Annotated in this window: 24 protein-coding genes; 3 read left to right on the forward strand and 21 right to left on the reverse strand. The window is 32.8% G+C overall.

Annotation, left to right across the window (positions count from 1 at the left end; all coding sequences use genetic code 11):
• Positions 1–38: 38 nt before the first annotated feature.
• The 17 genes from NK213_RS08825 to relB form a co-directional block, all read right to left on the reverse strand.
• A complete protein-coding gene (locus NK213_RS08825) occupies positions 39–3,620 on the reverse strand; it encodes a hypothetical protein (RefSeq protein WP_253348586.1) in 3,582 nt (1,193 codons plus the stop codon).
• A gap of 613 nt (positions 3,621–4,233) precedes the next feature.
• Positions 4,234–5,073 (reverse strand): YjjW family glycine radical enzyme activase, encoded by an 840-nt coding sequence (locus NK213_RS08830; protein WP_253348587.1) that lies wholly within the window; start codon positions 5,071–5,073, stop codon positions 4,234–4,236.
• A gap of 58 nt (positions 5,074–5,131) precedes the next feature.
• Complete coding sequence (locus NK213_RS08835; protein WP_253348588.1) at positions 5,132–6,619, reverse strand: YjjI family glycine radical enzyme; 1,488 nt, start codon at positions 6,617–6,619, stop codon at positions 5,132–5,134.
• 28 nt (positions 6,620–6,647) lie between these two features.
• Positions 6,648–7,694 carry a BMP family protein gene (locus NK213_RS08840; RefSeq protein WP_253348589.1) on the reverse strand — a complete coding sequence of 349 codons (1,047 nt, stop codon included), beginning with the start codon at positions 7,692–7,694 and terminating at the stop codon, positions 6,648–6,650.
• A gap of 247 nt (positions 7,695–7,941) precedes the next feature.
• Complete coding sequence (locus tag NK213_RS08845; protein ID WP_253348590.1) at positions 7,942–8,745, reverse strand: alpha/beta hydrolase family protein; 804 nt, start codon at positions 8,743–8,745, stop codon at positions 7,942–7,944.
• A 69-nt stretch (positions 8,746–8,814) separates the two neighbouring features.
• Complete coding sequence (locus NK213_RS08850; protein ID WP_253348591.1) at positions 8,815–9,855, reverse strand: BMP family protein; 1,041 nt, start codon at positions 9,853–9,855, stop codon at positions 8,815–8,817.
• 151 nt (positions 9,856–10,006) lie between these two features.
• Entirely contained in the window at positions 10,007–10,324 is a 318-nt protein-coding gene (gene trxA / locus NK213_RS08855; protein ID WP_253348592.1) for a thioredoxin, read from the reverse strand.
• Positions 10,325–10,408: 84 nt separating this feature from the next.
• A complete protein-coding gene (locus NK213_RS08860; protein WP_253348593.1) occupies positions 10,409–11,065 on the reverse strand; it encodes an N-glycosylase/DNA lyase in 657 nt (218 codons plus the stop codon).
• Positions 11,066–11,277: 212 nt separating this feature from the next.
• A complete protein-coding gene (locus NK213_RS08865; RefSeq protein WP_253348594.1) occupies positions 11,278–11,766 on the reverse strand; it encodes a hypothetical protein in 489 nt (162 codons plus the stop codon).
• Positions 11,759–12,310 (reverse strand): GNAT family N-acetyltransferase, encoded by a 552-nt coding sequence (locus NK213_RS08870; RefSeq protein WP_253348595.1) that lies wholly within the window; start codon positions 12,308–12,310, stop codon positions 11,759–11,761. Before NK213_RS08870 ends, NK213_RS08865 begins: the two co-directional genes overlap by 8 nt.
• Positions 12,311–12,436: 126 nt before the next feature.
• Positions 12,437–12,724, reverse strand: coding sequence for a hypothetical protein (locus NK213_RS08875; RefSeq protein WP_253348596.1), 288 nt, complete (start codon positions 12,722–12,724; stop codon positions 12,437–12,439).
• Between the two features lie 153 nt (positions 12,725–12,877).
• Positions 12,878–13,966, reverse strand: coding sequence for a hypothetical protein (locus NK213_RS08880; RefSeq protein ID WP_253348597.1), 1,089 nt, complete (start codon positions 13,964–13,966; stop codon positions 12,878–12,880).
• Positions 13,967–14,224: 258 nt separating this feature from the next.
• The gene (locus NK213_RS08885) at positions 14,225–14,725 is read right to left on the reverse strand and encodes a hypothetical protein (RefSeq protein ID WP_253348598.1); all 501 of its coding nucleotides are present in this window, start codon (positions 14,723–14,725) and stop codon (positions 14,225–14,227) included.
• Positions 14,722–15,321, reverse strand: a complete 600-nt coding sequence (locus NK213_RS08890; protein WP_253348599.1) for an N-acetylmuramoyl-L-alanine amidase — start codon at positions 15,319–15,321, stop codon at positions 14,722–14,724. Before NK213_RS08890 ends, NK213_RS08885 begins: the two co-directional genes overlap by 4 nt.
• Positions 15,322–15,473: 152 nt before the next feature.
• A complete protein-coding gene (locus tag NK213_RS08895; RefSeq protein WP_253348600.1) occupies positions 15,474–15,659 on the reverse strand; it encodes a hypothetical protein in 186 nt (61 codons plus the stop codon).
• 248 nt (positions 15,660–15,907) lie between these two features.
• A complete protein-coding gene (locus tag NK213_RS08900) occupies positions 15,908–16,183 on the reverse strand; it encodes a type II toxin-antitoxin system RelE/ParE family toxin (RefSeq protein ID WP_253348601.1) in 276 nt (91 codons plus the stop codon).
• A gap of 2 nt (positions 16,184–16,185) precedes the next feature.
• The gene (gene relB / locus NK213_RS08905) at positions 16,186–16,422 is read right to left on the reverse strand and encodes a type II toxin-antitoxin system RelB family antitoxin (protein ID WP_253348602.1); all 237 of its coding nucleotides are present in this window, start codon (positions 16,420–16,422) and stop codon (positions 16,186–16,188) included.
• Positions 16,423–16,568: 146 nt separating this feature from the next.
• On the opposite strand from relB, the gene NK213_RS08910 reads away from it, so the two are divergent.
• On the forward strand, positions 16,569–16,799 hold the full coding sequence (locus NK213_RS08910; RefSeq protein WP_253348603.1) for a helix-turn-helix transcriptional regulator: 231 nt from the start codon (positions 16,569–16,571) through the stop codon (positions 16,797–16,799).
• Positions 16,800–17,056: 257 nt separating this feature from the next.
• On the forward strand, positions 17,057–17,317 hold the full coding sequence (locus NK213_RS08915) for a hypothetical protein (protein ID WP_253348604.1): 261 nt from the start codon (positions 17,057–17,059) through the stop codon (positions 17,315–17,317).
• Between the two features lie 56 nt (positions 17,318–17,373).
• Here NK213_RS08915 and NK213_RS08920 read toward each other — a convergent pair whose 3' ends face one another.
• From NK213_RS08920 to NK213_RS08935, 4 genes are all read right to left on the reverse strand, one after another.
• Positions 17,374–17,691, reverse strand: a complete 318-nt coding sequence (locus NK213_RS08920) for a hypothetical protein (RefSeq protein ID WP_253348605.1) — start codon at positions 17,689–17,691, stop codon at positions 17,374–17,376.
• Positions 17,692–17,712: 21 nt separating this feature from the next.
• A complete protein-coding gene (locus NK213_RS08925) occupies positions 17,713–18,129 on the reverse strand; it encodes a hypothetical protein (RefSeq protein ID WP_253348606.1) in 417 nt (138 codons plus the stop codon).
• A gap of 221 nt (positions 18,130–18,350) precedes the next feature.
• Positions 18,351–18,578 carry a hypothetical protein gene (locus tag NK213_RS08930; RefSeq protein ID WP_253348607.1) on the reverse strand — a complete coding sequence of 76 codons (228 nt, stop codon included), beginning with the start codon at positions 18,576–18,578 and terminating at the stop codon, positions 18,351–18,353.
• A gap of 327 nt (positions 18,579–18,905) precedes the next feature.
• On the reverse strand, positions 18,906–20,381 hold the full coding sequence (locus tag NK213_RS08935) for a DUF1254 domain-containing protein (RefSeq protein ID WP_253348608.1): 1,476 nt from the start codon (positions 20,379–20,381) through the stop codon (positions 18,906–18,908).
• Between the two features lie 258 nt (positions 20,382–20,639).
• On the opposite strand from NK213_RS08935, the gene NK213_RS08940 reads away from it, so the two are divergent.
• A complete protein-coding gene (locus NK213_RS08940; protein ID WP_253348609.1) occupies positions 20,640–22,133 on the forward strand; it encodes a YifB family Mg chelatase-like AAA ATPase in 1,494 nt (497 codons plus the stop codon).
• Positions 22,134–22,188: the final 55 nt, after the last annotated feature.

A 22,188-nucleotide genomic window follows, 5' to 3' on the forward strand; every position in this document is an offset into this window, starting at 1 on the left:
ATTTCGGACACCTGCCTTCTCTCAATTAGTTTACACAATCAAGATTTTTGTGTCCACTTTTTCATACTAACACCAAATACTGTATTTCTTTCTCCCTTTATATTTACTGTGTTTGTTCCTGTTGCATTCATGTTACTTCCTGAATCAAGATATACCCCTACTGAATTATTTTTATTCATATTCAGGGTCATATTAGATATATTCAGATCACTGTTTTTTGCATAAAGTCCTGTTCCTGATTCTCCAACACTTATTGTACCTCCGCCGCTTACAGTGGCATTATCTGCATAGACTCCTGTACTTCCATTAGAAAGTGACATATCTACAGTACCGTTTGATAAGTTTAGAGTTCCTGTACTTCTCACTGCTCCGGTTTTATTGTTATTTACATAAATACCTGTTGCTTTTTCAGAAGTGTTCGCAGTTATGATTCCGTTATTTGTTACATCTACTAGTCCATTTCCATAACCTGCATCAGGCTCAGCAGGATTCTGATAAGAAACTGCATATATTCCCACTCCGCTGTCAGCTATATTTATATTCCCGTTATTAGTAATAACAGAACTGTTTTCACCGAACAAGCCTGCGGAATTCTTTCCTGTTACACTTACATTTGAAACATTATTAATTATTCCGTTATTCGTATATATCCCTACTGACTTATCGCCGGAAAGATTTATAGTTCCGTTATTCTCCATTACTACATAAGTATTTCCGCCCGGAGTCCCTCTGTAAGTATCTTTTCCTCCTAATGCTATCTGATTGTCCTGTGTTCCTGTTATGACAATACCTGATTCTACTGTAATTCCTGTAGCTGCTTTATCAGTATTAGCATAAAAATCATCAGGATCATCAAGATTAATTGTTCCAGTACCGTCTAACACCAAAGTACCCTTATTTAAAAGTGTGTTTCCGCCATTTCCTGATATACTTCCAAATAGTCCTGCACCAGTATCAAGATTTTCTAATTCGCTCAGTTTTAATGTTCCGTAATTATTAAGAACGAATAATCTCGCATCATCAAGTACATTTACATTTAAGTTGTTAAGACCTGCAAAATTTGCATTCAGATAATTGTACAGTGTATCCTGCTGCATTTTTGACGAATCACCGTCATAGACAAAACCTATACTTCCGCCTGACAGATTAAGAGTCTGGTTTGCTCCTGAAAAGTTTACTTTTATTCCGGCAGTTCCAAGTGCATATGCGAAAACAGAATTATTTTTAACATTGTATGTATTACTTCCGTTTAAATTAATACTTCCTCCGTTAGCCATGATAAGAGTTCCCTTATTGCTGACCTCAAATGTTGCATCACCTGTAATATTTATATTTCCGTCTTTATTATACAGAACTACACTGCCTTCACCAAGAGCTTTATATGTCCCTCCTTCAAGAAAATTAATCTCAGATTCTCTATTATATATAGCAGCAGAATTATCACCATGTGTGATTACCGAAATGGATTTTGCTGCTCCGTCTATTGTATTATCAAGTTTCGATCCCAGAGTATAAAGAACTTTACTAAATGTTTTATTTATTGAGTCATTGTATAGTCCGTGTGAATACTCCCCGTATGTTTCTATATTTCCTGTAAGATGGGCTATACCTCCGTAATTATACAAAGCTAGTGTATTATTTACCGGCTTATTTGCTGTTCCGACATTTATATCCGGTTTTATATATAAAATAGGGACAGAAGCATAAGTACCATTACTCATATTACCTTTATTATAAAAAACTACATTGTTTGAACCTGAATCCGCATCAATGGAAGAAACTACAGAATTATCCATGTAAGTTTCAAGTAATGTTGATGTTGAACTAAACGTCTTGCTTGTCATATTATATGAATTGTTGCTGTCATTTAGAAACAAAACACTGTTTTTGGCATAATCTCCAAATTTTATATCATAATCCCTGAAAATTGCTGTTGATGTTCCGGCAGATCCGTTAGGTCTCGTATATATATAAAGACCAATGGAATTTTCGACATAATTTGGATCATTATTACTTATATTTCCCGTGTAACTGTTTTTTTCTGTTCCGATAGTTACTTTGAATATTGAATTTTCAGCTTTCATATTAGTAGGTGTATAATAAACCCCTATGCTGTTGTCACCATGTATATTGATAGGTTTCTCAAGCAGAATTTTCGAATTTGTCTGATCGCTCCCAGGTGTATATCCGCTTAAAGAAGAATAAACCATTTTTATACCCAAACTATTTGAACCATACATATCAATACTGCCTCTGTTATATGCAGTTAGATATTTCCCTAAATTGACACCTCCTATATGAAACCCGGTTGAACTTGGTGCCCTGAATTCCATTACTCCATCATTTCCCATAATAAGTCTTTCGCCTTTAGTACCCAGAGTAGCAGAACCCTGAAATGCAAAACCAATTTGTTCTTTATTCCTTGAATCAGCATATTCTCCTATAATTGTACCGTCATTTACCAGTAAATAATCATTTCTGTTTCCAGTCTGATTATTTTTATTCATTAACATACCCGCTACTATATAGTTACCAGATATAGTAATAGTCCCGCTGTTTCTAAGGATAGAAAACGGCACATTTGCCGCAGAATCCGGATACGCCATAGAACCGCCGAAAGCATAATCAGCATCTGCATTAAGAGCTGACCGGTTTGAATTCAATGGGTATTGTAACATTATAGGTGCATATTGATGACTGCCCGTTGTATTATCATAGGATGTATAATTTATATTTACAGCACTGCCTATTCTTATACTAGGTGATGATGTAGAAACTACCATCATAGCTGCCATGCTGTTAATAGAATTAGAATCTGATGTTGGAATAACAGCCGGCTGATTTAGTGTAGCATCGGCTAATGCAGTAGGATCTATACTTCCCACAGCATTATCAAAACTAAAAGAGGCACTGTTTACAGAATTTGTAATATTTCTGTTAAAAGTATAGTCACCGCTTTCCAGATTATAATTCGAAAATAAACCGCCGTTCCACGTCTGTACTGAAGTAAGCCCAGGATTATAAAATGTCTTATCATACATAGAAGACGAGGAAAACAAACTAGCTGCTGATACTGATACAGTGGGCTGATCAATTATTACAACCGGCAATTCCGGTATAACAAATTCCGGTATTGTTATATTATTACTATAACTTACCTCAGGAATAGCGGTAGTATTTTTATTTATATTTACTGCCGGAGACTTTACCGATACACCATTTATATTTATATTACTATTGTCTATAACCACATTTGGCATACTTATACTTACGTCTATTGTGCCGGATGTGGAAGGAGTCGGTATTTCATTTACCTCTTTTTCTCCTTTTCTGTCTTTTACATTATAGAAACCTGAAAAGAATATCTGCCATTCCAGATATTCAGGCTTCACAATATAGTCACTCTGTAAATACAGATCTTTTAATTCTCTGTTTCTCTGATTCAATACCTTTTCCAGCAGCTTATAATTACTGCTGTTTGATATATTTTTATCAAGATTTTTTGTCATCTTGTTATACATGTTTTCATATTTATTAAATTCATTACTGCTGCCGACTGCTGTAGCACCAGCTAATGAATTTAATGCTAAAAACATCAATAATTTTTTATTTCTAAACATTTTTTATTACTCCTTCTTTGTTTGCAACTACAAACATTCTTTAGAAAATTTGTCTTATAACTTATTTTATTCCATCTTTTCATCAAAATCAATCTTTTTAACAAACAGTTAATTTGCATAATTTATGTTTAGATACTTATTTTATTTTATTTATTTTATAAAAAAATCTATTAAATAAAAAAACAAATAATTATTATCACTTTATTTTCAGGCAAAAAATGAATTTAGTTTTCAGTTTTTCTTTTATAAAATTCTATTTATTTTTATTTTATATCATTCATATTTTGTATTTTCAATTTATGATCAAACCCAAAAATAAACTTAAGTTTATAAAAAAATTAAAAAAACATTAGAATATTTATTCTAATGTTTTATAAACTAAACTTATTTTATTTTTTTACTGAACAAAACTTTTACTTCGAGTATCCGGAATCCCTTTCATTATGAATAAATTCAGGGTCTTTAAAATGCTCTGTAGGATCTGCTGCCATACAACTTATTAATGATGTTAAAATTGCTAATATAATAAAAATTCTCATATTCATCGCCTCCAAACTGCATCATTGTTTATACAAGAATTTTATATCAGAATCTAATAATTGTCAAATAAAATCTATAACAGAATAATTTCATTTTTCATTATTTTTTCTGCTTTTGCTTTAAGTTTTTCAAGATCATCTGTATTTGGAAGGGGTAATAATTTTTCCTTAAATTCTTCTTTTACTCCAAAATGTCTGTAAGCTATTATTTTATATCTTACTTCAGGATAATCCTTTAATATCTCTGCTGTTTTCATTATTGTCTCTTCGGCGTTTATCATAGAATTAACCACGGTTCTTACTTCAAACATTTTATCTTTTTCCAATAAAAACTTCAGATTTTTCAGCACTTTATCATTGATTACACCTGTAAGTTCCTTATGCTCTTCTGAATCCCATGCTTTTATATCCAACATAAATTTATCTGTTATTTCTATAAATTCTCTGTATTTCTCAAGGCTTATATCTATACCGCCGTTAGTATCAACAAAAGCACTCAGATTCATCTTCTTTACTTCTTTAAAAAATTCTGTTATAAAGTGTGCATTCAGCGTAGCTTCTCCTCCGCTTACAGTGACTCCCTGTATAAATATTTTTACTTTTTCCACTTCTTTTATTAAATCTGTCACAGTATACTTTTCAGTTTTCGGGCTGGAAAAAAATCTGCATGTTTTTATACATTCATCACAGTCTATACATATCTTTTTATCCCATTTTACGATTCCGTCTTCTGTTTTCAGAGCGCTAACAGGGCATACCCGCACACATTCACCACAGTTATTGCAAAAATGTATAGTTTCAGGATTATGACAATATGTGCATCTAAAATTACAACCCTGAAAAAATATTGCCATTCTGTTTCCCGGACCGTCTACATTTGAAAATTTTATTATATTATTTACTACAGCGTACATATTGTTTCTCCTCAAAAAATAAGACCTGGAATGTAATTTCCAAGTCTTATTATATATTTTAATGTCTTAATTTTCTATCAAAGGCTTTTGCATTATCTCTTGCACCCATACCAAGAACTGTAGTATCAGCAAGAACAGCTTCTCCTTTTTCCAGCTTTGCTATTTCTGATTTTTTCACGAGATATCCAGTAACTCTTACTACGTCACTGTCCTCGCTATACACAGAAATAAATCTCAGATCTGTGGAGTTAAAAGCTCCTCTTATTATATCCAGTATTGCCTGTGGATTTTTCTTATATGTCTCATCAAATGTAAAGATGTCACCTATTCCGCTTGGAAAGTATTTGTGGAAAGGTGCGCTCTGTACAAGATGATTCCATATTTCAGGCTCTTCTCCCACAGGAATTCTGCATCCCGGTGAATCAGACGTATCTGTATCTATTCCCACCTGTGCATGAAGCAGGTGATTTCCATCAGTGAAAGGACAATATTTATTTTTATGACCTTTTACTTTTTCATTTAATTTTTGTATAATCTGCATTCCCAGCTGATTTGCCTTTTCGGAATATCCGAATCTGTCTTCCTGGTTTTCAGCCTTCAAAAGATTATTTACACATTCTGCAAGACCTACCACACCGAATAATCCTGTAAATTTATCTCTTTCGATCAAACCTTCCCTTGCAAGAAAATTAGATTCAAAGAATGGAGTTTCCTCTACGATAAATCTTACTCTTTCATCTATATAACCAAGCATAGTATCAGCAAGATCAGGAAGCACTTCATCCATAAACTGTTCTACACTGTCAGCTTTTTCAGATAATTCACCAAGCTTTACCCTTACCAGTGTATAAGCTCCTCCTCCTACTTTCAGCCCGTTATAACAGCTTACTATTCCGTACTCTCCCTTAAAATCTTCTGAATATACTTTATGATTAGCAAAACTTGGTTTTGCAGTAACAAGTGATGTTTCCACAGAGGCAATTGCCAGTCTGTCACTTGTTTCATCACTGTATTTCAGTGTAAGATTAGGTGTAGGAAGCTGTAACTCTTCCATTACTCTTAATATAATAAATGCCGCTTTTGTTTCTTTAGGCCCTATATTTGCATGGCAGAATGAATCTGTAATTGTAGTGTCTATATGCTTCAAAAATAATTTTATAGCTCTGTATGCCTCTTCTTCATCTTTTACATACGGCTCCAGCAAATAGTCCAGATTACCTAGATATACAGGCATTGTTGTAATTGATGGAACATGTTTGTAAAGCATTAATAAATTATGTGTTGCTTCCCAAATATCATTTGCCGGCTCTATTCCCAGAAACTTGGAACCGTTTTTCATGAACTTCCCGTAATCAGGAACTATGTATCTAGGCCTGAAAGGTGCGTTCCCTTCGAATAAATCACATATTATTCCTTCATCTCTGTATTTTTGTGCTTTTTCACTGATATTCAAAACATTCAGACTGTTTTCGCCTTCTTTCGCAAGATTCATTACTATCTGCTCATATGTTAGTGTCTTATTTTTAATAATGTCTAATGCTCCCATATTCTCACCTTCTCAAAACTTGATTTAGTTACTTTATCTGGTCTCTCGTAGGATAAACTACTATTTCGCCAGATACTATTTTTCCTTTTATATCATTTAATTTATCAATATTTTCCTGACCAATAACTTCTTTTGTAAATTCAAAATCTGTAAGCCCCAATCCGTCTTCTTTCAAACCGTATTCATAGACTTTTCCTTCAAATTTATCTTCTGTTACTTCTTTTACTGAATTAAACACTGCTGTATCCACTTTTTTAATCATTGATGTAAGTATAGTTCCTTTTACCAGCCCGTCCTGATTAGAATCTACACCTATTGCATATATTCCTCTGTCTTTGGCAGCCTGGAATACTCCGCTTCCGCTTGCTCCTGATGCGTGATATATTACATCTGCTCCCTGATCTATAATGGCTCCTGCTTTTACCTTAGCTGACGCAGGATCATTAAATGCATTTGTTCCACCTATATACACAGGTAAAAATTTTATATCAGGCTTAACATACTTTGCACCCTGTTCAAATCCTATTTCGAATTTCTGTATTACCGGAGCTTCTGCTCCTCCTACATAACCTACTACATTTGACTTAGACATCATTGCAGCTAAAGCACCTGCTAAAAAAGATCCTTCATGTTCTTTGAATGTAAGTGATGCAACATTAGGCATTCCTTCTATTGTCTCATCTATGATAACAAACTTTTGTTCCGGAAATTCTTTTGCTACATTTACTAAAGCATCTTTCATAGTGAATCCTGTAGCCACTATTAAAGCATAATCTCCTGATTCTGCGTATTCTCTCAGTTTATTTTCTGCTTCTGTGTTCGGGTCTTTTGGTTCATATTCGTCATAAGTGATACCAAGTTCCGCTTTTGCCTTTTCCAAACCTCTTTTTGTAGCGTCATTATACGAGTTATCCCCTAGTCCTCCCGTAGAATAAACCACTGCTACTTTTACATTTGCATCTTTGGCAGTTCCTTCCGCAGCTGCTGTTCCTGCAGTTTCACCATCGGTGCTTTTTGATCCGCATGATATTAAAAATAACATCATCAAAGTTAAAATGAATAGTGCCTTTTTCATTAATCCTCCTAAAATATCTTTTCTACAACTAAATTATAACCCTCTTTCCTGCTTTTGCCAATTAATTTTCACAGACTTCTATATTATTTTAGAATTAATTATTTTAATGCAATATTTTTTTATTTTAGTTTAGAAAAAATATCAGACAGCATTACAAGGCTTTATCATGACAATACTATTCCTTACAATTGTATATAACAACATTTTTTAAACATAAGTTTATAAAATAGAAATTATAAAAATATTTTTATTTTAAGTAATTTGAGAAGAATAACAGCTGAAATTTTATTTCTTCTCTCCAATAATCCCAATTATGTTTTCCCGGTCTTTCAATATAAGTGTGTTTTATTCCTGCTTCAAGCATTTTTCCGTGGACTTCCCTGTTTATATCAATAAAAAAGTCTTTATCTCCGCAGCTTATTACTATATTAAATTTTTTGTCCGTAAGCTTATCAAGGTTATTTTTTACTGCGACACTATCCCACAGCTCTTTATTATCTTCATAGTTTCCAAAAACTTTCCGTAAATTCCATTTATTATCAAAACCGCTTATTTCTACTGCTCCGCTCATGCTTCCCACATTTCCGAAAGTTTCGGGATAATGAAACACTGCATTAAAAGCTCCGAAACCGCCCATGCTGTATCCTGTTACTGCTCTTCCGCTTCTCTTCTTCACTGTTTTATACTTTTTATCTATATATTCCGGAACCTCTTTTCCTACATATGTCCCGAATTTTAGCTCAGAATTTATCTTGCTGTCATAATACCATTTATTCAGATTTCCGTCAGGCATTACTATTATAAAGTCATATTCATCGCTAAGCTTCCCTATTTCAGTATGATAATTCATGCTGTCATAATCATTCAGCCAGCCGTGAAGAATATAAACCACTGAATATTTTTTACTTGTTTTTCCATAAGTTTTTGGTGTAATTACTGTTGCATTAAAAGTTTTATTCATGGTACTGCTGGTTATTTTTTCCACCTGAACGTTATAAGGCAGAAGTATAAATGATAATATCAGCATTAAAAATCCCACAGTGAGCTTCATCTTTGTTCCTCCGTTTTTTCTGTTATAAAGAGAAAGTACCCTGTTAAAAAACAGAGTACTTTTCTATTATTATCTTGTTGATTTTATCTCTATTTCACCATCAGCAATTTTCTTTTGTATTTCTTCCAGTTTCTTGATGTTTTCTTCACCTATTTTTTCTCTAGTAAATTTGAAATCTGTTAATCCGACTCCGCCTTCTTTCATACCGTATTCATAGATTTTCCCCTCAAATTTACCATCTTTAGTTTCATTAATAATATTGAAAACAGCTGTATCTACTCTTTTCAGCATAGAAGTAAGAATTACGCCTTCTGCCAGTCCGTCCTGATTAGAGTCTACTCCGATAGCATAAACACCTTTCTCTTTAGCCGCCTGGAAAACACCTTTTCCACTTGCACCTGCAGCATGGTAAATCACGTCTGCACCTTGAGAAATAAGAGCTTCTGTTCTTGCTTTAGCAGAAGTAGGGTCATTAAATGCATTTGTTCCGCCAACATAAACTACAAGTACTTTTATATCAGGCTTTACATATTTTGCACCCTGTACATAACCAACCTCGAATTTTTGGATAAGAGGTGATTCTGCTCCTCCTACATAACCTATTACATTTGATTTAGACATCATAGCTGCAAGAGCTCCTGCAAGGAATGAACCTTCATGTTCTTTGAAACTTAATGATGCTACATTTGGCTGACCTTCTATTCTCTCGTCGATTATTGCGAATTTCTGATCAGGGAATTCTTTAGCCACATTTAATAATGCATCTTTCATACTGAAACCTGTTGCTATAATCAAGTTGTACTGTCCGCTTTCAGCATAAGTTCTTAACTGATTTTCTGCTTCAGCACTAGGATCTTTTGGTTCATATTCGTCATATGTGATTCCAAGTTTTGCCTTAGCTTCTTCCAGTCCTCTTTTTGCCGCATCATTAAATGAATCGTCCCCAAGCCCTCCTGTAGAATAAACTATTGCTACTTTCATATCGCTTGCCGGCGCAGCTGTTTCTGTTTTAGTTTCTGCGGTACCGTCTTTCGGTGCCTCTTCTGTCTTCTTTCCGCATGATACCAGAAATAATAACGACAGTGTTAAAACTAATAAGATTTTTTTCATTACTTTCCTCCTAGAGTTTATGAAATTTTGATTTTATTAAATTTATTACATAAAACATTTAATAATAATACTTATATAAAAATGAGGCTCCAAATCAAATACAGGGTTACCTCAGTTTTATTTTTTAATGCATATTACAGGAAAAATATCCCTATAAATGACTGTTTATTTTATCTTTTATTTCGTCTTTTGTCAGGAATCCTATCATCTGTTCTGCAACTTCCCCGTCTTTGAAAATGAACATAGTCGGTACACTTCTTACTCCGTACTCAGCTGCCAGATCTCTTGACTGATCCACATCTACTTTTACTACTTTATAATCAACTTCTTCTGATAAATCATCCAATACTGGTCCGAGCATCTGACAAGGACCGCACCATGTAGCAAAAAAATCTACAAGAGTTATTCCTTTTGCACTTACCACTTCACCTTTAAAATCTTCACCGTTATAATGAAAAACTTTGCTCATTTTATATTCCTCCTAGATCTAAATTATCGCTTTTATCTTATACTAAGTTTACTATACTACCCTTTATTTGTCAATATTCCGGAATTACTTAAATATCTCCCCTGCCTCTTTATACCACAGAATCAGGTCTAATTTGTCCATTGTAATTTTTGATTTTTTGGAATATTCTCTCATTTTACTCTCTATTTCATAATAATTTTTTTCTGTAATAGACTTAGGTACTTCGTCAATTACTCCCAAAGCTGCTATATTCCGAAGTATATGTCTGTCCAGAATAGCTATATCACGTCCGAATCCCAGATTTCTCAAAAGATGGTTAGCTTCTTTCATACCCATACCCTTGATATTATCAAAAATCCATTTTCTTGTCTGGAATACGTCGCCCTGCTCACTGAGAATTGTCTTCGGCATAAGCTTGCCGTCCCTTGTCATAAGGTTTCTCAGCTCCACGAGATACTTTGCTTTATTATTCTTAAATCTCACAATATTAAGATGTTCTGCTATTTCTTCAGCTTCACCGTCAAACAGCAGCCCGTTTTCCTTTAATATACCTATTGCCTTCCATGCATTTCTGGCTTTAGACTGCGGCGTCAGTACGCAAAAAGCGACTTCGGCAAAGATATCTTCTTCACCTCCCTTTTCCCAAACCTCCTTAAATTCACCCAGTCTTTTATCTACATCATTCCCTATTTCCTTGTATATCTTTTTTATTTCACTGTCCAGTTCTTTATTTACCTTCATTTGTCCTCACTTTGTCAAACTCTTTTATTATATACATTTTACCACATTAATTTTAAAAATGAAAGTTATTTGCATATTCAAATTTCATACTTTTAAAAGAAATATTCTCTAACTCTGATAGTCTGTACTTTACCCATTTTTCATTTCTAACTGTTTTTATTTAATAATTAATTTTAAAAATAAAATTTTTACATATTTTGATACTTAAAATTCTAATTTGAATTTTTGCTGTATATATAATCTGCGAGCCTGTCCATTTCGCCCCACTTCATCAGCCATCCGCTTATATTTGCCCTTGATCTGTTTCTATAAACCAGTGTGATATTTGTACATAATGCGGCTCTGTCTGCTGTCTTGTTTATTGTTTTTACATTTACTATCTCTACTTCTTTTGAAGTGAATATACTTTTTACATAGACATAACTCTCATCAATAATTATTCTTTTTCTTTTTATAACCATTCTGAACAAAATCTGAAGCAGTATAATCAGAATTAACGTTCCTCCAATAGTCAGCCAGAGTTCAGGTGCGGCATTTTTCACATCCCTTATTACAATGTCAGGTTTATTTATAAGCCCTATAACAGGTACCATAAGTAATAAAAACCACATTGCAAAGGCTGTCATGGATAATATCCCTGCTGGAAACATCATTCCGAACTTTGACGGCTTTAATATATCACCGGATTTTAACTTAGTCACTTTTCCTCTCCTTTATTTCTCTGTAAGTATTTTTTTCATAAATATATGAAGGATGGTATAAACCTGTGGGTTCATAATATTCATCCCCTGTATAGGTGAACCCGAGTTTTGTCAGAAGTTTTGCCGAGGCTGCATTAGCCGGATTATGCCCTGCAAAAAGCTTTTCCGCCCCTAATTTTTCAAAAGCATATTTTATCATACCTTCTGCTGCTTCTTTTCCGTATCCCTTTCCCCAGTATTCAGGCTTTAGATGAAAGCCTATCTCGAAAATCTTTTCACTGTTTTTATACGGGCGCAGTCCGCAGCATCCTGTGAACTCGCCTGTTTCCAGCTCAAAGACAGGCCAATACTGTATACCGTATAATCTTTCATTTTCTATTTCCAGATTTAATCTCTCCGATGTTTCTTCTCTGGTAAATATTCCAGATGCTGACAGATATTTCGTCACTTTTTCATCTCCCCACAAAGAATACGCTGTCTCTATATCCTCTTTTTTCCAGTGTGAAAATCCCAGACGTTTTGTCTTTAGAAAATATTCTCTCATTATTTTCCTTTCTATTTCATAAGTTTATCTCATTAATCAAAATCTCTGTTAAAAAAATTCCTGATTTCATTTATATTCAGACTTTTCTGATTTTTCCGGTGTTTTTTACAGGGTTTCTTATAAAAATTATCCAAACAGCAGTATTCCCGCTATAATAAATAAAGTGAACAATGCTGCCTGTATACCGCACATAAGCACTATAATAACAGACAGTATTCTCTTTTTACTTAGTATAGCCATAATCAGAGAAAGCACCATAATAAAAAAAGGAAAAAGTGTATTTAATGAAAAAAAAGCCCCGTTAGACAGGTCAATCATTCTATTTCTTCCATATGCACCACTTACCCAGAGACCTATTTGAATCATATTCAAAAGCTGTAAAATATAACTTCCTATTTGAATTTTCCTTACCATTTTTCACTCCTTAAAAACATTTGTAATGTGTTAATTTATGTTTTGATTTCATATTATACTATATTTTAATATAAAAAAGAACCATCGAAGTTCCAAGCCTTCTTAAATAAAAGAAAAAATCAAAATATCTGCTGTTAGTTGATATTTCGTATATCATGTTACCTCATTATCCAGCCATATCTCAATATCTTTTTTCATTTCAAGCACTGAATTATCCAAAAGAATGCGTATTCCCTGACAGCCGCCCTGACAAGGCTCGTTACGCAGTTTTCTGTCACAGCCATATCCTTGTGAAATTTTCTCTTGTAAATATAGAGGAAAGCTTTTTATAACATCTGCATATTTATCTGTTTTTTTCGCTCTTACAACTAAACTATAGCCGTATTTCACAGATAAACTAAACTCCCATACCCTTTTCTGAAAGATATCCCGTCTGGACAAAGTTTTCTTGCTCTTCTTTGTATTCGCATAAACAAAATGATTCGCATCATCATAAAGCGTTACGCAAGTCATCTCCATATCTGTATAACGCCGGTGTAATTCCAGCGCGAATTCTTGAAGCTTTTCAGGCAAAGGCTGTAGAAAATCTTTTAAAACATCAAGAATATCAGAATCTTCCACTTTTATAGTTCTGTAATCATACCGTAACAGGTTATCAGCATTATTATGAAATCTTACCCATAATTCCTTCGCCGCTATTGAAAGAGCTTTTAGACCTGTGAGCATTTTGGGATTGTCAGGATACGTTACTTTGAAAAGCTGCCCTTCCGAAAAATCAATTTTCTTTGTATCTAAATCAATATCGGAGAAAACAAAACCGCATAGAGTTAAGAACTTTAGACATTCAGTCTGTTTAGAAAAAGGTATTTTGGGTTTTGATGCAGTGAACAGCGGCATTTTATCAATTAATAATGAATTGCCGTTTTCAGAAATTTTGCCGTGAAAGCCTATTTCAATTAACAGGTGATTAATATTATTCAGAAATGGATAATCCTCTAAGTTTTTTGTTTTGCGCGGTTTTGAATATAAATGTCCGTCTGAAATCAAGCGGTCACAAAATATATGCAGATAATCTCTGAAAGCTATGATGCCGTTCCGTATATTTTCTTCGCTTGCAATATTCTCAAATATGGGCTTTAGTGCATAAGTTTCAGGTATATCTGCCGGTATCATATTCTTAATATATAAAGCATATTCGTTAATTGGCTTTTGCATTACTGTTTCACCATGATCTGAACTCATTCTATCACTCCTTTTATTGATTTTTTTGCATATATATCCTAAATCTTGTATAAAATTTCTTAATTGCTGTATTTTTTATCTTTCATACATTATTTTTTTATGCTTCACTCTTTAGTCTTTCTCTCATTTTCCTTTTAATTATACCCTACTTTCAGGCATATTAAAAGAACCTTTTCAGGCTCTTAAAAAGTTTTATTTAATTAATTTATTATATCTTATTCAAATAATTCAAGTCACTCTGATAATCTATATTCTCCCCTACCACTTTATTCCCGCCTTAATTCCGATTCTTGCTTCCTCAAGTTTATTTATCTGCCCTTCCAGATACGCTTCAAGATATCCTTTATCCTTTTCTGTTATTTTAAGGTTTGTAGTCGCAGCAAAATCATTATTTGTATACTTTGTATTATTTAGTATATTATCTACTGTTTTAGATACTATAACATCTGGTATACTGTTTATAGCTTCATTTTTATTATTGGTATTTTCTACATTCAAAGCTGTCCACAGCAAGTCTGTTTCCGGCCAGAATAATTCTATAAAAAATTTCAAAACACTGTTTTTAGTATTTGCTAAAACCCATGTTCTCAGAGTATTCAGCAGTAAAACAAGCTTTACTTTATTTAGTACATGTTTTCCGTAAATATTCAGTAAGTTTACCAGATATTCCGTCACTTTATCAAGTTTGTTTTTTTTGTAAAGAATATATGCGGTTCCTCCTATTAGTAATATAAGTATAGTTATTATGAATGTATTCATTTTTTCCCCTCCCTGAATTCTAAAACTGCTTCTGTCACAGCTTTTGCCATTGCAGCTATATTTTTATTTCCTGTTTCCAAATCCTTGCTGTTTGTAATAAAAAAGCTTTCCATCATCACAAAAGGAACTTTTGTATTCTTAAACATTGTCCATCCTCTTTGATTAAGAGCGTCTTTAGTGTCTTTGGGCTTTCTTCTTCCCTTTATTCCTCTGTCAGGAAGTTTTAGCACATCTGTGAGTTTCTTTTGCAGCAAACCTGCGAGCTTTTTCCCGTTTATGCTAGTTTCCCAGTAAAGTACCTCGGTTCCCGAAGCTTTTATATCGCTGTTCAGATGAAAGGATAAAATAATGTCGCCAGTCTGAGCTGCTTTGTTCAAATCACTTACTAATTCTTCGGTATCTGTTTTCCTCAGGATAATTTCATAATTCAGATTATTTTTCTGAAATTCCTGTATCAGATAATTTTTCACAAAATTTTCATTCCAGTGAAATTCATCTGTTTTATAATTCTGGTTAACTGCGCCAAAATCTCTTATTATTTTTCCTGATGAAGATTTTCTGCTTCCTCCGTGTCCTATATCCAACAATATTTTCATAATACCATCTCCTTTACTAATAGTAATATGTCAACTGTTTGGTTGCTTTATGACAAACTCTTATTATTTTGTTTTTACTTTTTTATAATTCATTGCGAGTGATTTTTATATTATGCGGAAGCAAAATTTCTTTATATGATAATATATTTTTGTTAGTTTATTTCAACAGCCTCAAAACTGTGAGCTGTACTTTTGAAGAAATCTTCCATCTCTTTTAATGAATTAAAGAATGTATCATGTTTATATTTGTTTTCCAGTCTTACTTTTCCTAATTCCTCGTATGCGTGAAATTCAAATTCTTCGTTTTTATATTTTCCTTTTATAAATAATCCTTTCATGGCTATTCCTCCTATTTATTTTATATAGAGATTTTAGCATTATAAATAAGATTAATCGAAGTCGAACAGCGGCTTTTTCGGGAGATTTGAAAAATTCAGCATCAGGGATTTTTCGGCATTTAAAACAATATTTTTCATTTTTCGCAGTTTTTTGAGTTTTTGAGAAAAATATTCATTTATAATTATCTTTATATTCTGAGATATAATAATAAAAAAAGGAACTATATTTTCTATTTCAATATAATTCCTTATTTATACACATTCTTCCTATGACCAATATTTAAAAGTAAGATAAGAACTGTATCATCATTAATATCTGCAATAATTCTGTAATTTCCTATTCTATATCTCCATTCTCCTGAATGGTCTCCTACCAATCCTTTACCATGTATTCTAGGATTTTCACAATTAATAAGTTTCTTTTTTATCCATCCAACAATATAAGCACTTTCACTTTTATCCATTTTTTTCAGTTGTTTTAAACATTTTTCAGTATATTCAACATTATATTTTTTTCCTTTCATAATTATAAATCCAATTCTTTTTCAATATCCGCCTGCGAATATGTTTTCGAATTTTTTTTATATCTTGCCATCTCTTTTTTATATATGTCTAAATCTATTTCATCTTCGATTTTTTCCAATAAAGTCTTTCTTATTAGATCAGACACAGATATATTATTCATCTTCGCATAATTCTCAATAACCTTTTTTTCTTCTGATTTAACTCTAGCCTGTATTGTTTGAGTATGATTTAAATTCACAAAAACCACTTCCTTCCGTAACACATTGTAACACAAGCATATTTATATGTCAATGATATACTCCTTTTATATTTTTACTCCTACAGCTTGCATTTCCATATATTTAAATGTTAAAATATATTAAATTTTTATTTTTTGGAGGGGTTATGGTTACATCTCGATTAAGAATTTTAATGGCTGAAAATAAAATAAGAAGTATTTCAGAATTATACAGGTGTTTAGACCAAAGTAACCTGTACATATCAAGGCAGACTTTGCAAAGAATAACACAGGATGAAGGTGTTAACAAAATGAATTTTGACACTATTCTAAAACTTATGAAATTCTTTAACTGTTCTCTTACTGATCTATTTGAAATTGACTGGGACACTGTTTAGTGTCTTTTTATCTACATTTTTTGGTAAATATATTTGACAATTTAACATATACATATTACAATATATTTGAGTTAAAGGAGGTGAATAAAAAAATTAAAAAAGGCATCTGACTTTTTACGGTCAAATGCCAAAGAACTATATATAATATAAACTTAACTCATCTATTATAATATATTTCTATTTTAATTTCAAAAAATAACATTAAAAAACGTTGAATTTAGAAAACAATAATATTTTTAAGAGGGGGAAATTATTTTATGAACAATAGTCAAAAAGATTTAATATTTTATTTTCTTGAAGAAATGGACTTAAATAATACTGACAGTACTTCTTTCCATAATCAAACCGTTACTTTAATTGAAAAATTTGAAGAAATCAGCCGGAATCATGACGAACTTAAAAATACCATGAATGAACTATCTGATCTTTTTATTAATCTGTGTGCATCTATAAAAGCCAGATATTTTGAATACGGTATTATAACTGCTTCGGTAATTGAAAATACACGATTTGAATAAAAATAAGGGTCTGTATCCTGTAATTTCAGATACGACCCTTTCTATTTATACTTGCTTTATTTACATCTCAAACTTCTATCCTGATATATTTTTTCCATTTTATCTTCTGCAATATTTTCTTTGTATACAGTACCTGTTTTCATATCCAGTTTTAAATAAGCTCTGTTTACAGTATGTGTATCATGATCTTCAAATACTTCATACTTATACTCTTTTCCATTTATTTCCGGACTGAAATATTTCAAATTATCTTCCGGAGAAAAAGTAAGTTTTTGTTTTATCACATTCTTTACTAACTTATCAGCATTCAAACTGCAATTCGCAAAATTCATTATCACTGAAACTAAAAATATTCCGATTATTAACTTTTTCATTTACATCACTCCTATATTTTTTTATAAAGTTCCTCCTATAATATCCACATAAAAATAATAAAGATTACTCTCTATCCATCTTACCTGAAATCCATAACGGTCTCCTACACTCATCAGGTTATATTTTCGGTCATTGCCTACATAAACCCTGTATTTTGTGTCTTCACACGTTAGCATGCCGCCCTCGGCTTTCTGATCAACATTACTTGGAATTCTTTTTTGTTTTGCTGTCACTAAACATTCTATAGAGTCAGAAGATTCCCCTTTTTGGGTTGAACCTTCAAAAGCCTCTTTTGCTGTAATAAAATTAGCTTTATTTTTAACTGCTAAGCAAACCATTCGTAGAAATATTATCTGTTTTAAAATCCCAAATTCTCTCGCATCTATTTTATTAGTAAATACATCTGTAATTATTCCGCCATTATAATCATAGTACAAATAGCTTAAAAACCTGACAATAATAAAATAATATTTTTCCCCTCTTCTTTTCCTTTGAAAAAATTTCACTCTAGATAGAACATTCACTAAATTATATTTCATTTACTAAATATAATCAAGCAAAATATATTAGGAAGTAAACACTATTTATATTGATTTTATTCAATGTTCTAATCCAGAGCGAAGGTTTTTTTTATTTCAAGTTTATAGATTCTGTGCTTTTATCTGAATCTCGGCGGTCTGGTATCAAGATGTCTGTAATTATTATAAGGTACTCTCCTATTCTCATATCTTATACATCTTCCCCGTCTGTCTTTTCTTACACATACTTTTCTATAAGTATATCTTCTGTCATTTCGTCTGTTATGCCTGTCATGTCTGTATGACCCAAATCCTACAGATGATATTGATATTAATAATATCGCCATTGCTAAAATTACTTTTTTCATATTATCCTCCAAATTTCTAATATAGTTTAAGTCTAACATTCCTATGTGAAGATAATGTGAAATAATAGAATAATTATTCCATTATTTTTTCTATCTTTAAAATTTCAATATTTACAGCTGTATAAAAAAGGCATCTGACTTTTTACGGTCAAATGCCTAGGAACTATCTATAATATAAACTGAACTTATCTATTATAATACATTTCAATTTTAATTTCAAAAAATTACATTAAAAAATGTTGAATTCAGAAAACAGTTTAAATAAAATAAGGATCTGTATCTGGTAATTTACCATACAGATCCTGTTATTATATTTCTATTTTCAAACTATTTAACTTTAACTACTGCTGGAGGTGTCCACTGTCCGCTGTTTATCGCCTCTTTAGGCCAGTAAGCTCTTACATACAGAGAGAAATCTCCGCTTTTTGGTGCAGGAAGCCAGTTGCTTTCCTTGTCTTTCGACGGTTTTTCCGCCTGGACATATAATGTCAGCGACCCGTCTTTATTATATTTCAAATCTTTATTCTTTGTACCTAATGAATATCTGTTTATATCATTCGGCTCAAAAAAGTGAGCTGAATTATATAATGTTAATGACCAGAAGCCGTTTACAGGCGGTGTCTGCCCTTTTGCAAATGTTACTGTATATTTGCTGCTTCCGTTTAATCTTACTCTGTTTGAATCAAAATCCTGATAAAAATATTTTGTTTCATTAGATTTATTTATAAAAATATTAGATTTTGCCGCTGCTGTTCTTGTATAATAATCTGTTCCGAACTCTGCTCCGTTACTTGTAGTTGTCCAGTTATCTTTCAGCTTAGTTCCGTAGTTGCTGAATTGGAACAATGGTGTTACTAATTCATTGTCAGCTTCTATTGCTCCCTGAGTGAAGGCTTCTTTTAATTTCGGATTATTCTTTACTGCTTCAAGTACAGTTTTCATAGTGGCATAAAGGCTTTCCTCCCCGGCTAACGGCGGTACATCCTGTAATATAGCAGGAAGCTCATCCACAAATTTAGCGGGGTCTACCCACTTCACTTCTTCACTTCCGCCTTGTGATGCAGCCACAGGCAATATTGGTAAATCAGCCCAGCTTCTTTCCTTCATTTTTCCGTCAAATTCTGAAAGCGGATAAATATCTATCTTATTAATAAACTGCTGTACATCTTTTTTATCTTCTGCAGTGTCATTCATGAATATTCTAGGTACTGCATATGCAATTTTTGTATCAGAATGAAATACTTTGATTACTTCTTTCGGTACCGTTCCTTTCCAGTCAGGCCCTACTATCATATAGAATCCCGGTTTTGAATTATACATAGAACCTAATTCTGCTATAGAATCTGTTCTTTGGTTTACTATCTGATAAACCCAGAATCTTCCTTTAAAATCCGGAACCTGTACTATAACAGCATCTTTGTCAAGAGACATCATTGACTGCCCGTAAACTACGTCCTGATTAGGGCATGCTACTATTCTTCCCGTAGGGTCTGCATAATCGTGAAGCATTGCAATATGATTAAGCGGTGCAGCGGGAACTTTTCCTACCTGTAATCCAATTGTAGTATTTTGTGAAGTTATCATATATCTGTTATACATATTTGCCATTGGCCAGCCCCAAAAATATGACATTTTACCTACTTCTTTTACATATGCTTCTGTAAGTTCTATGTTTTCAGCATTTACAGTTTTTGCAGCTGCGGTAGTTGTTTTCGCAGGAGCAGCGGCAGTTCCTGCCGAGTATCCCGCTGTTGTCAGCATTAATGCCAATAGCGCTACAGAAAATAATTTAGATTTTGACATGTATTTCCTCCTTGTTTTTCTAGTTATTGATCCGTTTTCTTATTTTTCTCTTAAGTTAATTTAAGTATATCCTATATTTTAAATATTGTCCATTATAGTTTTCTTAGATTTAATTATTTTTTTCTATTTTGAAAAGATATATTTTGGCTCTTGTTATCTATGTTTAAGTGTACACCCTTAAAACTCCCCTTTTTCTCAATTAAAAATATTGACTCAGAAATTAATTAATGTTAGCATAAATAAAAGAGGTGGGGGATTATGGCTATTACTATTTTAAGTGCCAGTTTTACAGGGATGAATTCATATATTGTAAATGTGGAAGTGGATATTTTTAATGGATTACCCGGTTTTTCCATTGTGGGAATGGGTGATACGGCTATTATAGAAAGCAGAGAGAGAATACGAAGCAGTCTGAAAAATATAGATGTTATTTTTCCTGCTAAAAAAGTCGTGGTGAATCTTTCTCCAGCAGATATCAGAAAAAAAGGAAGCCAGTTTGACCTGAGTATATGTACAGGAATACTGGCTAATTTAGGTTATATTGAAAATATGGCACGGCTGGAAAAGTATCTCATCTTAGGAGAACTTTCACTAAACTGCGCCGTAAAAAGCTGTAAAGGAATAATAAACGCTGTTATTCTTGCCAAAAACAATAATCTTGAAGGTATTATAATCCCATATGAGAATTACAAAGAAGCCTCATTAATAAAAGGAATAAAAATAGTTCCCGTAAAGAATCTAAATGATGTATTCAGATTTTTAAACGAAGGGAAATACTATACGATAAAAAACACAGAGCCTGAATCTGAACTTCACATTGACGATATAGATTTCTCCGATATCAAAGGTCAGTCCCATGCTAAACGAGCTGCTGAAATAGCTGCTGCCGGCGGACATAATCTGTTTCTTATTGGTGATCCTGGTTCGGGAAAATCCATGATAGCTAAAAGGGTTATCACTATACTCCCTCATATGCATGAAGAAGAAATAATAGAAACTACACGTATATACAGTATCGTAGGTATGCTCTCGCCGGAATTCCCCGTAGTTTCCCAAAGACCGTTCAGAGCTCCGCACCATACCGCGTCTACGGTTTCACTTGTAGGTGGTTCACAGCGTCCGGGCGAAATTTCACTTGCTCTAAACGGCATCTTATTTCTTGACGAACTTGGCGAATATCCCCTGAAATTACTGGAAGTATTAAGACAGCCCCTTGAAGACGGGAAAGTAACCATATCAAGGGCTGATTTTTCTGCTGTATATCCTGTTAGCATGATTCTCATTACAGCATCTAACCCCAGCCCCAGCGGATATTTCCCTGATGATCCCCGCTGCACTGATACTCTGCGTGATATAAAAAGATATATAAAGAAATTCTCTGGGCCATTATTAGACCGTATGGATCTTTATGTAGAGCTGAAAAAGCTTTCCCATACAGAGATTTTGAGTATGACTAAGGGAGAATCTTCGTCTGAAATCAAGAAACGTGTTTTAAAAGCACGTAAAATACAGTATTTCAGATATAAAAGCATAAAATTAAATAAAGATATGAAAAAGAAAGACATAGAAAAATACTGTGAATTAACTGATGAAATGTTTGAGTTTTTGAACTCAGTAATAGAAAAATTTGATCTGTCTGCGAGAGCTTATGATAAAGTATTGAAAGTAGCAAGAACCATAGCAGACCTTGAAGGAACAGAAAATATACAAATACATCATTTATCTGAAGCTTTGAATTACAGGAAAAAATAATCAGTATTTTATGCTGAATTACATATAAACGAAAGATAAGGTTTATATAAGCTTA

This window comes from Sebaldella sp. S0638, from assembly GCF_024158605.1.
GTDB lineage: Bacteria > Fusobacteriota > Fusobacteriia > Fusobacteriales > Leptotrichiaceae > Sebaldella.